Below are 14,304 nucleotides of genomic sequence, written 5' to 3' on the forward strand. Positions count from 1 at the left end.
GCTTTTTTGTGTCCTGAAAATCAAGCAAAAATTGTGTAAAATAGGTCAATTTTTAAGAGGTATGACACACAAGAAAATTAGTAAAAAAGCCACTTTCCAATGGAAAATGGTTGATGGTTGGTGCGCTGAATACAAGGAGCTTGACGGGAAAGTATCTAAAACGACAGATGTGCAGGTTGGAGTAAACTTTCCTCCAATGCATCCTTGGTGTAGGTCTGTAACGATTGCAAATATAGATGATGATACCCTAAAGACACTTGACAGACGAGCGGGGAAAGAGAAAGTTCTTGCGAATATGACTTATTATTTTGTATATTAATTCAGGAATATTGAATACCGATAAATTAATTGAATTACAAAGAAAAATGACTTGTCCAAATAATCCAATGAGTACATATGTGCATGAGCTTATTTATTGGAGAGATGCACAGGAATATAAAAAATACAACACATTGGATAATCAAGGCGAATACTTAAAAAGTTTGAGAAAAAAGAGTAAAAAAAGGCTTGATAAATTGAAAAAGCAAGGGTATGATATAGCAAAGATAAGTGATTATGCTTTAGAAGCATATAATATAGGCAAATATAATGAAACTTGGACAGAGTATAGGACACAAAAAATATTAAGGGAGAGTGAATAATAATGACATTACCAATTTTACCAGAAGTAAGTGAGTTATTAGATAAAGTTCATCCATATTTAAATGAAAAACATGAATTGCCTGAAGATGCACCAGAAGAGATAAAGGCTGCATTAGAAGAAGCAAGAAGATTATCAAGGGAACAGGAAGAATTTGAGCTAAGCTTATAAAAATTAATGAGGTTATTTGATTCTTTCAAGGGTTGTAGTATCGAGATACCACCAGTCAGAGATGGCTTGGTGGTATTTTTTATAAGGAACATAAGAAAAGGAGATTTTACATTTCCACTTGATTTTTTACACTATTATAGAAAATATGATATAGGTATTCCATTAGATTATGAAGAATACATTTGTTCAAAGATGCAATGGAATTATACATTAAGGAGATAGATGATGATTGAAATTATAAAATGTAATTATTGTGAACACAAAAAAATAAAGGATTCAAAATGACATGCGATGCTTTTCCGGATGGAATTCCATTTTCATTTGATTATGATAATGTTGAAAAATTGGAAGAATGTAATAATGGGATAAAATATAAAGAAAAAAGTCAGCAATAAGCATTCTTAGTGCGACATTCCCCATTTTACTTATGTGCGACAAACTATATCTAAAACTATATCTAAGGAGAAAGAATAATGAGAAAACTAACTTATCTAGCAATATTAGAGCCAAGCAAAAGTGGATATGGAATCTATTTTCCAGATGTTCAAGGTTGTATTAGCTGTTGCTCTAATATAAATGAAGCACAAAAATATGCACAGGAGGCTTTAGGGTTACATATTTACGGAATGGAGAAGGATAACGAAGAAATTCCTAGAGCATCAGATAGCGTGGAAGTCCCAGATAATTGTCTTGCGATGCCAGTAACAATCTATCCAGATGTTGTTAAAAACAAACTTGACAATTAAAGGGTAAAAACTAATTGCACAATACCTTATTGGCTAAAAGTACTTGGAGAAACTGACAATGTTAATTTCTCACAATTATTGCAAGAGGCTCTTATTAAAAAAAGGACATGTAAAAATAAGGGGCTGCAAAAACAGCCCTAGAAGAAATTACGAAAGAATAGTTAATAATGCCTCTTGAAGAACTTTAGAACAGTTAATACCACGTTTATCAGCAAGGTTGACCATCCATGCAGGAAGAGATACATTCTTTCTAACTGCTTTGGTATCAGTAGCACTACGATATTTAATCGTATCAGCCTGAACAATAGTCAAGATGTCAGAAGATTCATGAGGTATATCAGATTGTGAAGTTGGTTCTTTTGGTTTGATGTTCTCGTCTTCAAGAGTAACAAGGCAAAGATTAAGCGCATCAGTTATAAGAGTAATGGCTTCTGCAAGAGTAGTACCGGTTGTAATACATCCGTTTATATCTGGAACTTTTGCATAATATGTACCATTAGATTCTGTAATAACTGCGGTATAGGTATATAGCATATAAAAAACCTCCTGTTTTTGCAATAAGTAGAGAGAGTCCCCCTACATCTTTTTATTTTGATTATATTTTTTGTAGGCTTATATTTCTTATTTTTTAATTATACATAAGAATACACAATTTTACTAGTACAAGTGATTATAGAATGAGCAAAAGAGCATCTAAGTAATATAACAGTTACAAGCATCTAAAAAATCAGTATGGAAAACACTAATAAATTTAATTAGGGTAGGTAGAAGAATTACTTATATTAGAAAATGTAAGACCAAAGTAAATATTTGAAATAAAGTATTGATTTTTGTAACCACATTATAATAAACTTATAGTTAAGGAAAAACTTAACGAATAAAACAGGCTAGTAGCCAGAAAGGAGTAACTAATGGAAGACGATATGAATATTGGAGAATTATTAAAAGAGACAGCAGAAGAAAATCAGACAAGAAAAATTCTTGCAATACTTAATGAATGTAAAGATATTGAAGAAGCCAGAGTAAAAGTAAAAGACTTACTTAATAAATAGGCAAGGCTAATCAATTAAACTCGGAAGGCACTTGCCATCACTTGATACTAAGAAAATAATATCATTTATTTGATTCTAAGGCATGAGATGATTAAGGTGGAAAAGGAAAAATGAAACCAAAGAATGATAGCAAAAATTAAGATGAGTATTCGACTTATGTGAGGAGTGTTTTTATCATAAGGATAGCAATAATCAAGTGAAAGATATTAGTTCATCGATAGATGAAATGAGGTGAAGGGTTATGATGTTACAACCGACAGAAGAAGAGTTAAAATTACAAAAGAAAGTGGATGAAGCGAAGACAGAGGAAGAAAGAAAAAAAGCAGAAGAGAAACTGAAAGAATATCTTATAAAGTTCTTTGAAAAAAATAAAGACTTCCCATTTGTATAGAGATACTGCAACCTATAACAAGATACCATTAGTAAAAACAAACTTTTTAAAAAGAATATTGTATATTAAAACTATTAAAGGAGAGTGAATAATAATGACATTACTAATTTTACCAGAGGTAGCTGAGCTATTAGATAAAGTTGAACCATATTTAAATGAAAAACATGAATTGCCTGAAGATGCACCAGAAGAGATAAAAGCAGCATTAGAAGAAGCAAGAAGATTATCTAGGGAACAGGAAGAAGCTTTTTTAGCATTATAAAAATTAATAAGGTGATTAAGCTTAAAAAAAGAAAACGGGTAGACTGACATAAAGTTCAAAGGCTATTACAAAAGGAGCAAAGATGCCAGGGGGAGATGATAGATAATGATGCTACAGATGAGTGAAGAAGAAGGTATTATTTTTGAGAAATTAAAAAAAGAGAAAGATGAAAAGCAAAAAGAAGAACTGTATGACGAACTTCATAGATTAAGAAAAATAAGAGAAGAAAAAGAATTAAAAGATTGCCCATTTGCCCATTAGAAAATACCATTAGTAATGTGCTTGTGGTATCTGAAAAACGATTGGGAGGACAAATTTATGAGTTTAAAAGAGGATTTTTTAAAAATTAAGACATATGAAGAGTATGATGTGCAAAGAGAAAAATTTAGGAAATTAGATTTTAAGGAAAAAGAAATAAAAGAACATTTTTGCTCATTATTTCCAAAACTAGATAATAGTGCCTGGGAAAATGGAATAATAGAAGAAGTATATTCATATCTTCCAGACGGACGAAGAGTTTTAGGTGGAAAAGGAAATACAAAGCCGCCGAAAAAGAAATAGACAAAGAAGGAACACAACAGTTAAAGTAAACATTTCTACTCAAGCAAAGGAATAATGGAACTTCCCCATATACTAATGAGTTTTTCAAGAGAATAAGCAGCATTAGCAGGGCTTGTAGAAGGAAGAACCTCGGCAGGCATATTAAGAGTAACGGATTGATATTTTTTATAATACTTACCTGAAGTAGCACCATTACAGAATATTTTGCTAATATTTGAATTTTCGATAATAGGAGTAAGGTTAGTTGGAGTGACATTTTTAATACTGCTGTCACTTGAACCGATGATGTCACAACTATATATAGCATCCCATAGAGCAATATGATGTTTATGAAGCATATTGCTTTTTTCTTCGATATTATTAGGTAGCTTTTCATCAAGAATACTTGCTAATACTTTCCAGAATCGGTTCTGTGGATGACCATAGAAGAACATCTGCTCTCTTGATTTTACAGATGGAAGACTTCCAAGAATAAGTATCTTGGACTCATTGTCATACAATGGTGGAAATGGATGGATTACATGTGTGGATGTTTTACTGTTGGTATTATTAATCATTATTTAAACTCTCCTTAATTATTCTTAGTAAATTACAATTATTCTTAGTAAATTATATTATAACAAAAAATAGAAGTAATGTAAAAATTCTATTAGTAAATTGCCTTTTATAAAAAATAATTATTTGTTACAATATATTAGAAAATGGGAAAAACTATTAAAGAAAGGTAACAAACGGTGTAGGCGATGAATAACAGATTAATAATGTATAATATCAATAATATAGCAAAAGAAAAACAATTAAAAGAACTGTGCAATAGATTAAATATACAGACAAAACGATTAAATGGCAAGGATACAGATAAGGCACTTGCAATTCTTGCTGGAGTTAATGCGAAAGCAGGCAATGGTATGCATGCTAATATTAAAAACGGTAATATAAAAACATGTAGTAATCTAAGTGCAAAGTCAGGTAATATGCCTATGATACTGCCAGAGATAATAATATTCTCAGGCATTACTGATGAGGAACTTGATACATTTTTAAAAGAATACAAATCAATGAATATTGAACCCGTTAGACTTAAAGCAATATTGACAATATATAATATTAACTGGACACTTGGTGAGCTTATTACTGAGTTGATAAAAGAGAGCAATAGTTTCTAATATTTTTATAAAATCTAGCAAATAAGATAGAAATGTAATGCTTAGTAATAGTTTTTGATATTCGATGTAAAGTTTTAGAATAGTTAAAGAATATTCATAGAAAGTTTCGAAAATAGCATATAGCTTTTTGAAAGTTGTAATATCATGTGACGATACATTTTTCGAAAATAACTAGTCAGACTAATATAAAAACATGGAAACTTTTTTATATAATTCAGTACATAAATTAAACAAAAATGTCATGAAAATGGTTGCATAATATTATATATTATGACATAATGGCACTTGGGTATAAAACTTATCATAGTAATATGCGGAATATTTAAACAGCGTAATGTATAAAATGTGTGGTCAGGAGAAGCATATTTGATATATGAGATGTCAAGAATATGAAGCAGATTATATAATACGTAATATTAGGGGAAAAGCTATGTTAATGCGAAGATAGAGTAATGTTGATAATTATTAAACTATCTTAATATATGCAATAACGTATGTAAGAGTTTGTTACGGGGAAGTAAGTAATGGTGTTATATGGATATGATAAGGAGGAAATGGTAATGGGTTCAAAAAAACACATTAAAAGGTACGCTGCAGTAGGCGCACTTTCACTTTTGGCGTTGTCGGGTATAGCTGTCTATAATAGTCAGCATAATGTATCGGCGGCAACAGCATCTTATAAGAATGTTCAGGAGAGCAATCCGATAGCAACACAGAGGTATACAGCAGATCCAGGAGTTATGGTATATAATGATGAGGTATATATCTATACTACTAATGATGTGTTAGAGTATAAGAATGGAGCTGTATCAGAGAATACTTTTAGTAAAGTAACAACACTTAATTGCTATTCATCTAAGGATATGGTTAACTGGACTGATCATGGAACAATTCAGGTAGCGGGAAGTAATGGCGCAGCAAAATGGGCAGGATGCTCATGGGCACCGGCAGCAGCACATAAGACAATTAATGGAAAAGAAAAGTTTTTCTTATATTTTGCTAATAATGCTAATGGAATAGGTGTACTTGTAGCAGATTCACCAACAGGACCTTGGACAGATCCTATTGGAGGACCACTTGTATCACGTTCAACAGCTAATTGTTCAGGTGTAACCTGGTTATTTGATCCAGCTGTATTTGTAGATGATGATGGTAATGGATATCTGTACTTTGGAGGAGGAATACCTGGAACTAATTATTCTAATCCTAAGACAGCAAGAGTTGTAAAACTTGGAAGTGATATGACAAGCCTTGCAGGAAGTCCTGTTACAATTGATGCACCATATCTTTTTGAAGATTCAGGTATTAATAAGATAGATGGAAAATATTATTATTCATATTGTTCTAACTGGAATGTATCAGGTGGGATGAATAATGCAGCAATAGAATATATGGTATCAGATTCACCTATGGGACCATTTACATATGCTGGAGAGATTATGAAAAATCCTGGTAATTATTTTGGCGTATATGGCAATAATCATCATTCAATATTCAATTTTAAGGGTAAATATTATATGGCATATCATGCAAGAGCTGTTGAGACGAAAGCTATAGGTAAGAGCCTTGGATATAGAAGTACACAGATTGATGAACTTAAAGTTAATAATGGCAAGATAAGTCAGTTAACTCCTACAATGAAAGGTGTAAATCAGGTGTCATATGTTAATCCATATGAGACACAGCAGGCTGAGACAATGTTTATTCAAGCAGGTCTTAATGTAGAAGGAAGCGGAGATACTTATCTGTCAGATGTAAGTAATGGTGATTATACAGGAGTAAAAGGAGTTAATTTTACAGATGGTATGTCATCAATGTCAATAAAAGTTAAATCAACAGGAAGTGGCAGTATTGAAGTTAGAAGTGGCAGTGCTACAGGAACACTTCTTGGAACTATAAAAGTAAGTAATACTAATGGTTCATTTAAAGATTTTTCAGCAAATATGAAGAATATTACAGGCGTTAATGATATTTATTTTGTTATGAAAGGAAACTTTAATGTTGATAGTTGGAAAGCTGTATCTACTAAGGGCAGCTCATCTGCTGGTTCATCAACAGGTTCTAATTCACAGACAGCAAAAGAGAAGAATCTTTTAACAACATATGGTGAGACATTTACAAGACAGGGTACTTGTATTAACTTATATCAGTTAAAAGATGCTAATACACTTGCGCAGGTTAAGAAACAGTATAATAGTATAACACTTGAGAATGAGATGAAACCGGATGCATTATTAGGAAGGAATCCATCACTTATAAGCGTTGATGAAGCTAAGAAGTTAGGATATTATATTCCTGATGGAATGAATGAAGAATATGTACCTAAGATTGATTTTTCAAAAATTGATGAGACACTTAAGATATGTTCTGAGAATGGAATTGGAGTAAGAGCACATACACTTGTATGGCATAGTCAGACACCTGACTGGTTATTCAGAATTGGTTATAGTACTAAATATAATTATGTAACATCACAGCAGATGGATAAGAGACTTGAATATTATGTAAAGACAGTTATGAACCATGTGTGTCTAAGTGAATATGGAAGTTGTGTATATGCGTGGGATGTTACTAATGAGTATCTTCATGCGACTAATTCAAGTTGGGAAAAAGTATATGGTAAAGGTGGTACAAGTCCTGAATTTGTAAAAAAAGCATTTACTTATGCACATCAGTGTCTTGAATATTTCAAATTAACAGATTCAGTAAGTCTGTTCTATAATGATTATAATACATATATGGAAGTTAATGATGTAATTGCACTTGTAAACTTTATTAATTCATCAGGTAAAGTATGTGATGGTGTAGGTATGCAATCACACCTTGGAACTAACTATCCAAGTGTTGATTATTATACAGCAGCATTAAAATCATTCATTAATGCCGGATTTGAAGTACAGATTACAGAGCTTGATGTTACTAATAAGTCAGATGCAGATCAGGCTGATTATATGTATAAGCTTATGAAAAATGTATGTGAACTTAAGAAAAATGGTGCTAATATTACAGGTGTTACATACTGGGGATTATCAGATAAAGTAACTTGGATTAAGAATGCGACACCACTTATATTCTCAGATCTTGGAACACCTAAGGAAGCATATAATAAAGTATTACAGGCATATACAGATGTATTTGGATGGAATGATAATTCAGGTTCTGGAAGTTCAACAGATCAGGGAAACACAGGTAATCAGGGTAATACAGGTAACCAGGGTAATACAGGTAACCAGGGTAATACAGGTAGCAACACAGGTTCTAGTGTGACACAGGCTACACTTTCAGATGGATGGTATTATATTAAGAATACTAATGCACAGAAGTATCTACAAGTAAAAGACAACAAAGGAAGTAACGGAGCCAATGTTGAGATAGGAACAGGCACAGGAGTTGCAGGACAGAAGTGGTATCTGACTAATAAAGGCAACGGATATTTTACACTTAAAAATGCAACAGGATATATGCTTGATATAGTATATGGTAAAGATGAAGATGGAACTAATATACAGTTATATCAGGATAATAGTGCAGATGCACAGCAGTTTAAGGCAGTTGCAACTAAGAAGAATGGTGTATATGGTATTGTAACAAAAGTATCAAAAGATAAGAAGTCGCTTGATGTATATAACTTTGGAACAAGTGATGGTTCTAATGTATGTCAGTGGACATATTATGAGAATTCTTGTCAGACTTGGGTATTTGAACCAACAGATTATAATACAGGTAATAGCAATAATAGTAACACTAACAACAATACAAATGGTAATACTAATACATCAGACAAGAATAATACAACAACTGATAAAAATAATAATCAGACAACAGAAGCAGATAAAGACAACACAGGTAATGAAATAGTAGTTAGTATGAATGGTTCCTCACTTGATCTTACTAAAGTTACAGGAAAGCAGATTACAGGCTTGAAAGTTACATTTAGTGCTAAAGGTTCAGGAAATGGTTCAGCACATTGTAGAACTGCTAATGGCGATTGGCTTGGAACAGGTGATTATTCATTTGAAAACAGCGATACAGTAACAATAGATTTATCAAAGATGTCGAATATAGGCGTGATTGATTTATATTCATGGTGGAATTCATCAGGAGCATCTATCAAAGAAGTAAAAGTTATTGTCAAATAAAAATTAAAAAAATTATTGACACTAGTTAACAATTTAATAATTAAACTAAATATATATATTGACCAGACAACCGGAGGCTATGTTATCACCTTAACAAGCCTCCGGTCTTTTATTTGCTAAACCACATATTTAGAAAATGATAAAATATTATATTGACATATATGATATAGAGTTCTATAATCAACTTAGTTATAAGACGTGTGCGCACACGAAAAATATTTTTTATAAAAGAAAGGTATTATTTGCTATAAAAAAGCAGAAAGGGATAGGATGATGGCATGTACGATAAGAGATATTGCAAAAGCATGCAATGTATCAGAAGGAACGGTTGACAGAGCACTTAATAATAGATCTGGAATAAGTGCTAAGACTAAGGAGAAGATACTAAGGATAGCTAAGGAGATGAATTATGAACCTAATCATCTTGCAAGATGTCTGGCAACAGGAAGTACCAAGACTATAGGTGTTATATGTGCATCGATAACAAGCAACTTTTTCTCGGCACTTGTTGAATCTATAGAATATTGGGCAGGACAGAATGGGTATTTTATTAATCTCATTGTGTCAAGAGGCGATAGAAGCAGAGAATTAGAAGGAGTTCATTATATGATCAATAGAAGAATTGATGGACTTATAATATTCCCGGCGAAGCAAGGTGAGGACTATGTTAATGAGTTTAAAAAACTTAATGTGCCAATTGTGACTATATATAACAGGATATCAGAGGAATTCACTCACGTTGATGTGGATTGTAGAACTATAATGCGTAATGCAGTTAAGATGATGTCAAGAAGAGGTTATAACAGAATTATATATGTGGATTTTTACAGAAATAAAAGTGGAAAAGATAATAATACTTTTTCAATCGATGAGCGAATGAATGGGTATAAAGAGGGTGTTAAACTGCTTGGTATGCCACAGAAGATATATAATGAGTGTCAGGGCGAAGATATAGTTGAGGAGATTATTCTTAATAATGAGAATCAAGGATATAAGATGGCAGTGTTGTGCGTTAATGATATGGTTGCGATAAAACTTCTTAATCTATTTAGAATAAGAGGATTAAGAGTTCCTGATGATGTGGGAATTATGGGATTTGATAATATAGATATGCTTGATGTTATAATCCCAAAGATTAATTCAGTGGATTGTCACATTCGTAACATAGGAAGAACAGCCGTAGATATTCTTATATCAAAGATTAATGGAGAAGAGAACTTAAAAGATGTAGTATTAGATTATTCTTTTACGGAAGGGGATACATTATAAGATGGATGTTATGAGATTTGGTTACAGATACTGGAGAAGGAATATGCCTATGGCAGTATTTGCACAGATTCTTAGTTTTATTGCACTTTTGGCAGAACTTTTTATTCCAATAGTACAGGAGATGCTTGTAGATTATGTAATATTTGATGATGTTGCAAAGACAGACGGAGTATTCTCATTCATGCTTAATGGCAGATATGGAGATATCCATACATTCAGATTGTTTATAAGTCTGTCAGTATTATTCATTATATTATTATCAGTGAGAATTGTGTTTGTATATGTAAGAAATGTAATTAATCAGAGACTTGGACTAAGACTTGAAACAGATCTCAGGATGGCTACATTTGACAAACTAATGGAGCTTGACAGTAGTTCAATATCAGATATTAATACAGGTGAACTTCTTACAACTATTAATTCAGATACAATTATGTATAAGGAACTTTTTTCAAGAATAATATCTAACTGTATTGATAGTATATTTGTAATAATATTGTCAAGCGTGATACTTGCTTCAATTAACATATATCTATTGCTTGTACCAGTATGTATTATGCCATTTTTTATAGTATCGCTTATGAGATTTAAGCGACTTGCAATGACTAATTATCAGGCAATAAGAGATAATAACAGTACTATGAATCTTACAGTTCAGGAGAATATAGAAGCAGTAAGGCTTGTGCGTTCTTTTACTAATGAAAGACTTGAAAAAGATAAGTTTGACACAGCTAACACAAAACTTAAAGATTCATATATTGGACAGATAAAACTTTCAGCAAAATTTGAGGTAATATTCAGTTCAATCAGACAGTTTGCATATATAGGCAGTATTGCAGTCAGTGCAGTTCTTGTAATGAAAGGATATATGCAGGTGGGATTTTTGGTAGCAGCTACAAGTTATGTACTTAAGATTATGAATTTTATTACACTTATTAATAATTGTATATTCCAGATGCAGCAGCAGTTAGTATCAGGCAAAAAGATGATGGAATTTATGAATCTTGAGAGTAAGATAAAAGATGGTGATATCGTGGCTGATGATACTAAAAAAGTTGACATTAAGATAGAAAATGCATCTATGGTTATTGATGGCAAACAGGTATTAAAGAATATTAATCTTGATATTCCTTATGGTAAGAAAGTTGGTATTATAGGCGGAACAGGAAGTGGTAAGAGCGTATTGCTTGAATCATTTGTGCGAATTCATGATATGACTTCAGGCAGGATAACACTTAATGGTATTGATATAAGAGATTATACGATAGAATCTTTAAGAGAACAGTATTCGTATGTATTTCAGGATGTATTTTTGTTCTCTAATACGATTGATTCGAATATAGCTTATTCAGAGCCACATGCAGCTAAAGAGCAGATAATAAAAGCCGCAAAGCATGCTCAGGCTCATAGTTTTATAGAAGAGTTGCAAGATGGGTATGAGACAATAGTAGGCGAGAGAGGTCTTGGAATATCCGGAGGTCAAAAGCAAAGAGTGTCAATAGCCAGGGCATTACTAAAAGATGCACCGGTACTTATAATGGATGATTCAACAAGTGCACTTGATATTAATACAGAGAAGAAACTTCTTAATATGATCAAAGAAAAGTATCCTAAGAAGACTATCCTTATATCAGCACATAGAATATCCTCGGTTGTTAACTGTGATGAGATTATATATCTTCAGGACGGCGAGATAGTAGAGAGAGGAACATTTGATGAGCTTATGAAGATTAATGGACACTTTGCAGCAGTATATAACATACAGGAAGCACAAAAAGCAAAAGCTATTAACTATGATAAAGTTAAGAGTGTGGAGGTGTAATGATGGCATCTAGAAATACATATTTTAAAGACGAAGAGATTGAGAAAAAAGTGGATATTAAGCAATTTGGACGAATAATAAAATATATTATTCCATATAAGAATATGTTCATTCTTGTGTCAGTGCTTATGTTAATTGGAGCTGTTGCTTCAACAGTATCACCACTTCTTCTAAAAGAGATAATCAATAAGACAGTTATAACAGAGGATTACAGACAATTGGTTCTTATAATTACAGGATTAATAGTGCTTTCGGCAATAGAGATTGCAATAACATATATTCATCAGGTGCTTATGGGAAGTGCAGGACATAATATAATTGCCAGAATAAGAGAAGAAGTATTCTACAAGTTGCAGGAACTTCCATTTGACTATTTTGATTCTAAGCCGGATGGCAAGATAGTTGTAAGAGTAACAGATTATGTCAATGATCTTGCTAACTTTTTTACCAACTATGTTGTATTGTTCGTAGTATATATAGTGAAGATAATAGTAGTAACAATATTTATGTTAATGATAAGCCCACAGCTTACACTTGTAGTATTGATAACAGTTGTACCAATGATGATATGTGTATTTGCACTTAGAAAAGTGATAAGAAAGCTTTTTACATTACAAAGAGTTAAGAATTCAAATCGTTCAGCTTTTCTTGTTGAATCGATAATGGGTGAGAAGATTGCTAAGAATTATAATCGTACACAGGAGAACAAGTCAATCTATGAGAGAATACATAATGACAGTGTGCAATATTGGCTTAAGATATTCTACCGTAATGAACTTAATACACCAATAGTTGAGATATTCTGGAATATAGGAACACTTCTGCTATATGGAACAGCACTTTTTCTTATGCTTCATGGAGATACGAATGTGAATGCCGGTGTTGTTGTTGCATTTACAAGTTATATGAGTCTGTTCAGCGGACCAATTACTCAGATAGCAGTTATAATACAGCAGCTTGCACAGGTAAGTTCTAATCTTGAACAGGTATTTGATACAATCGATTATCCGGTAGATATAAGAGATAAAAAAGACAGTATAGTTCTACAGAATGTGAAAGGTCAGGTTGATTTTGACAATATAGATTTTGCTTATGAGGAAGGAATTAATATTCTTGAGAATTTTAATCTTCATGTAAAACCCGGTGAGACAATAGCACTTGTCGGACCTACAGGTGCAGGAAAGACAACAGTAATTAATATGATTACAAGGTTTTATGATGTAAAAAAAGGCAGCGTTAAGATAGATGGAATTGATGTAAGAGATGTTACCATGGAGTCATTAAGACGTGAAGTTGGAGTACTTATGCAAGATCCATTTATTTTTAAAGGAACTATAATGGATAATATAAGATATGGAAGACCAGATGCGACTGATGAAGAATGTATAGAAGCAAGTAAGACGATATTCGCAGATAAGTTTATAAGCAGACTTTCTGATGGATATTATCATGTACTTGAAGAGAGAGGTAATGGTCTGTCAGCCGGAGAGAAGCAGTTACTTAGCTTTGCAAGAATAATACTTAAGAATCCGTCAGTAATAATACTTGATGAAGCGACAAGTTCGATTGATACAGAGACAGAGAATCTCATACAGCAGGCATTAGATATTATTCTAAGAGGTAAGACTGCATTCATTGTTGCACATAGATTATCAACTATAAGGAATGCAGATAGAATTCTATATATAGCGAATAAAGGTATTGCAGAAGAAGGCAGCCATGCAGAACTTATGGCAAAAAAAGGACTGTATTATGCTCTTAATTAGAAGTATAGAATAATATTTTGATTTATTTTACATGAGAAAGGTTGGTAATGGAAATCATACTTTTTTTAGATAGATTCATTAGATGAGAGATATGATATAAGATAAAAATGTAGAAAAACAACGAATTTTGTCAAAAAGATCTTTTGAAATGTTAATCCGTTTTTATTTACAATTAACAATTTTAATAGTAGAATTGAAAGGTACATAGAGATATGTACCTTTCATTAATAATGATAAGTATTCGAGGAGATAATACTTAATATGTAATTCGAGGAGATAATATTCTTATATATATAATATGATGTCCGCTCAAAAAGGT

The 14,304-nt window shown here is 32.2% G+C and carries 16 protein-coding genes; 14 read left to right on the forward strand and 2 right to left on the reverse strand.

Annotation, left to right across the window (positions count from 1 at the left end):
• The first annotated feature begins 61 nt into the window (after window positions 1–61).
• From KQI85_RS07270 to KQI85_RS07285, 4 genes are all read left to right on the forward strand, one after another.
• Entirely contained in the window at window positions 62–319 is a 258-nt protein-coding gene (locus KQI85_RS07270) for a hypothetical protein (RefSeq protein WP_216575423.1), read from the forward strand.
• Window positions 309–641, forward strand: a complete 333-nt coding sequence (locus KQI85_RS07275; protein ID WP_216575424.1) for a hypothetical protein — start codon at window positions 309–311, stop codon at window positions 639–641. Before KQI85_RS07270 ends, KQI85_RS07275 begins: the two co-directional genes overlap by 11 nt.
• A 2-nt stretch (window positions 642–643) precedes the next feature.
• The gene (locus tag KQI85_RS07280) at window positions 644–811 is read left to right on the forward strand and encodes a hypothetical protein (RefSeq protein ID WP_216575425.1); all 168 of its coding nucleotides are present in this window, start codon (window positions 644–646) and stop codon (window positions 809–811) included.
• Between the two features lie 473 nt (window positions 812–1,284).
• Complete coding sequence (locus tag KQI85_RS07285; RefSeq protein WP_253293779.1) at window positions 1,285–1,557, forward strand: type II toxin-antitoxin system HicB family antitoxin; 273 nt, start codon at window positions 1,285–1,287, stop codon at window positions 1,555–1,557.
• Window positions 1,558–1,704: 147 nt separating this feature from the next.
• Here the strand turns inward: KQI85_RS07285 and KQI85_RS07290 are convergent, their stop codons facing one another.
• Window positions 1,705–2,091 carry a type II toxin-antitoxin system HicB family antitoxin gene (locus KQI85_RS07290; protein ID WP_216575426.1) on the reverse strand — a complete coding sequence of 129 codons (387 nt, stop codon included), beginning with the start codon at window positions 2,089–2,091 and terminating at the stop codon, window positions 1,705–1,707.
• A 377-nt stretch (window positions 2,092–2,468) separates the two neighbouring features.
• On the opposite strand from KQI85_RS07290, the gene KQI85_RS07295 reads away from it, so the two are divergent.
• From KQI85_RS07295 to KQI85_RS07315, 5 genes are all read left to right on the forward strand, one after another.
• A complete protein-coding gene (locus KQI85_RS07295; protein WP_216575427.1) occupies window positions 2,469–2,609 on the forward strand; it encodes a protein phosphatase in 141 nt (46 codons plus the stop codon).
• 241 nt (window positions 2,610–2,850) lie between these two features.
• A complete protein-coding gene (locus KQI85_RS07300; RefSeq protein ID WP_216575428.1) occupies window positions 2,851–3,000 on the forward strand; it encodes a hypothetical protein in 150 nt (49 codons plus the stop codon).
• Between the two features lie 94 nt (window positions 3,001–3,094).
• Window positions 3,095–3,262 carry a hypothetical protein gene (locus KQI85_RS07305; RefSeq protein WP_216575429.1) on the forward strand — a complete coding sequence of 56 codons (168 nt, stop codon included), beginning with the start codon at window positions 3,095–3,097 and terminating at the stop codon, window positions 3,260–3,262.
• A 105-nt stretch (window positions 3,263–3,367) separates the two neighbouring features.
• Window positions 3,368–3,523 carry a hypothetical protein gene (locus KQI85_RS07310; protein WP_216575430.1) on the forward strand — a complete coding sequence of 52 codons (156 nt, stop codon included), beginning with the start codon at window positions 3,368–3,370 and terminating at the stop codon, window positions 3,521–3,523.
• Between the two features lie 57 nt (window positions 3,524–3,580).
• Window positions 3,581–3,823, forward strand: a complete 243-nt coding sequence (locus KQI85_RS07315) for a hypothetical protein (protein WP_216575431.1) — start codon at window positions 3,581–3,583, stop codon at window positions 3,821–3,823.
• 35 nt (window positions 3,824–3,858) lie between these two features.
• Here KQI85_RS07315 and KQI85_RS07320 read toward each other — a convergent pair whose 3' ends face one another.
• Entirely contained in the window at window positions 3,859–4,380 is a 522-nt protein-coding gene (locus KQI85_RS07320; protein ID WP_216575432.1) for a DNA-deoxyinosine glycosylase, read from the reverse strand.
• Between the two features lie 186 nt (window positions 4,381–4,566).
• On the opposite strand from KQI85_RS07320, the gene KQI85_RS07325 reads away from it, so the two are divergent.
• From KQI85_RS07325 to KQI85_RS07345, 5 genes are all read left to right on the forward strand, one after another.
• Entirely contained in the window at window positions 4,567–4,989 is a 423-nt protein-coding gene (locus KQI85_RS07325) for a DUF3783 domain-containing protein (protein ID WP_216575433.1), read from the forward strand.
• 560 nt (window positions 4,990–5,549) lie between these two features.
• The gene (locus KQI85_RS07330) at window positions 5,550–9,128 is read left to right on the forward strand and encodes an endo-1,4-beta-xylanase (protein ID WP_253293780.1); all 3,579 of its coding nucleotides are present in this window, start codon (window positions 5,550–5,552) and stop codon (window positions 9,126–9,128) included.
• A 270-nt stretch (window positions 9,129–9,398) separates the two neighbouring features.
• A complete protein-coding gene (locus KQI85_RS07335; protein ID WP_216575435.1) occupies window positions 9,399–10,397 on the forward strand; it encodes a LacI family DNA-binding transcriptional regulator in 999 nt (332 codons plus the stop codon).
• Between the two features lies 1 nt (window position 10,398).
• A complete protein-coding gene (locus tag KQI85_RS07340; protein WP_216575436.1) occupies window positions 10,399–12,219 on the forward strand; it encodes an ABC transporter ATP-binding protein in 1,821 nt (606 codons plus the stop codon).
• Window positions 12,220–12,221: 2 nt separating this feature from the next.
• Window positions 12,222–13,985: an ABC transporter ATP-binding protein gene (locus KQI85_RS07345; protein WP_216575437.1), complete on the forward strand. Its 1,764-nt coding sequence runs from the start codon at window positions 12,222–12,224 to the stop codon at window positions 13,983–13,985.
• The last annotated feature ends 319 nt before the right edge of the window (window positions 13,986–14,304 follow it).

It is taken from the genome of Falcatimonas sp. MSJ-15, from assembly GCF_018918265.1.
Classification (GTDB): domain Bacteria; phylum Bacillota; class Clostridia; order Lachnospirales; family Lachnospiraceae; genus Falcatimonas.

Bases quoted from the DNA above. Each gene is read 5' to 3' on its own strand.
- KQI85_RS07270 (WP_216575423.1), top strand. From the start codon at position 62: ATGACACACAAGAAAATTAGTAAAAAAGCCACTTTCCAATGGAAAATG.
- KQI85_RS07280 (WP_216575425.1), top strand. From the start codon at position 644: ATGACATTACCAATTTTACCAGAAGTAAGTGAGTTATTAGATAAAGTT.
- KQI85_RS07285 (WP_253293779.1), top strand. From the start codon at position 1,285: ATGAGAAAACTAACTTATCTAGCAATATTAGAGCCAAGCAAAAGTGGA.
- KQI85_RS07290 (WP_216575426.1), bottom strand. From the start codon at position 2,091: ATGCTATATACCTATACCGCAGTTATTACAGAATCTAATGGTACATAT.
- KQI85_RS07295 (WP_216575427.1), top strand. From the start codon at position 2,469: ATGGAAGACGATATGAATATTGGAGAATTATTAAAAGAGACAGCAGAA.
- KQI85_RS07300 (WP_216575428.1), top strand. From the start codon at position 2,851: ATGATGTTACAACCGACAGAAGAAGAGTTAAAATTACAAAAGAAAGTG.
- KQI85_RS07305 (WP_216575429.1), top strand. From the start codon at position 3,095: ATGACATTACTAATTTTACCAGAGGTAGCTGAGCTATTAGATAAAGTT.
- KQI85_RS07310 (WP_216575430.1), top strand. From the start codon at position 3,368: ATGATGCTACAGATGAGTGAAGAAGAAGGTATTATTTTTGAGAAATTA.
- KQI85_RS07315 (WP_216575431.1), top strand. From the start codon at position 3,581: ATGAGTTTAAAAGAGGATTTTTTAAAAATTAAGACATATGAAGAGTAT.
- KQI85_RS07320 (WP_216575432.1), bottom strand. From the start codon at position 4,380: ATGATTAATAATACCAACAGTAAAACATCCACACATGTAATCCATCCA.
- KQI85_RS07325 (WP_216575433.1), top strand. From the start codon at position 4,567: ATGAATAACAGATTAATAATGTATAATATCAATAATATAGCAAAAGAA.
- KQI85_RS07330 (WP_253293780.1), top strand. From the start codon at position 5,550: ATGGGTTCAAAAAAACACATTAAAAGGTACGCTGCAGTAGGCGCACTT.
- KQI85_RS07335 (WP_216575435.1), top strand. From the start codon at position 9,399: ATGATGGCATGTACGATAAGAGATATTGCAAAAGCATGCAATGTATCA.
- KQI85_RS07340 (WP_216575436.1), top strand. From the start codon at position 10,399: ATGGATGTTATGAGATTTGGTTACAGATACTGGAGAAGGAATATGCCT.
- KQI85_RS07345 (WP_216575437.1), top strand. From the start codon at position 12,222: ATGGCATCTAGAAATACATATTTTAAAGACGAAGAGATTGAGAAAAAA.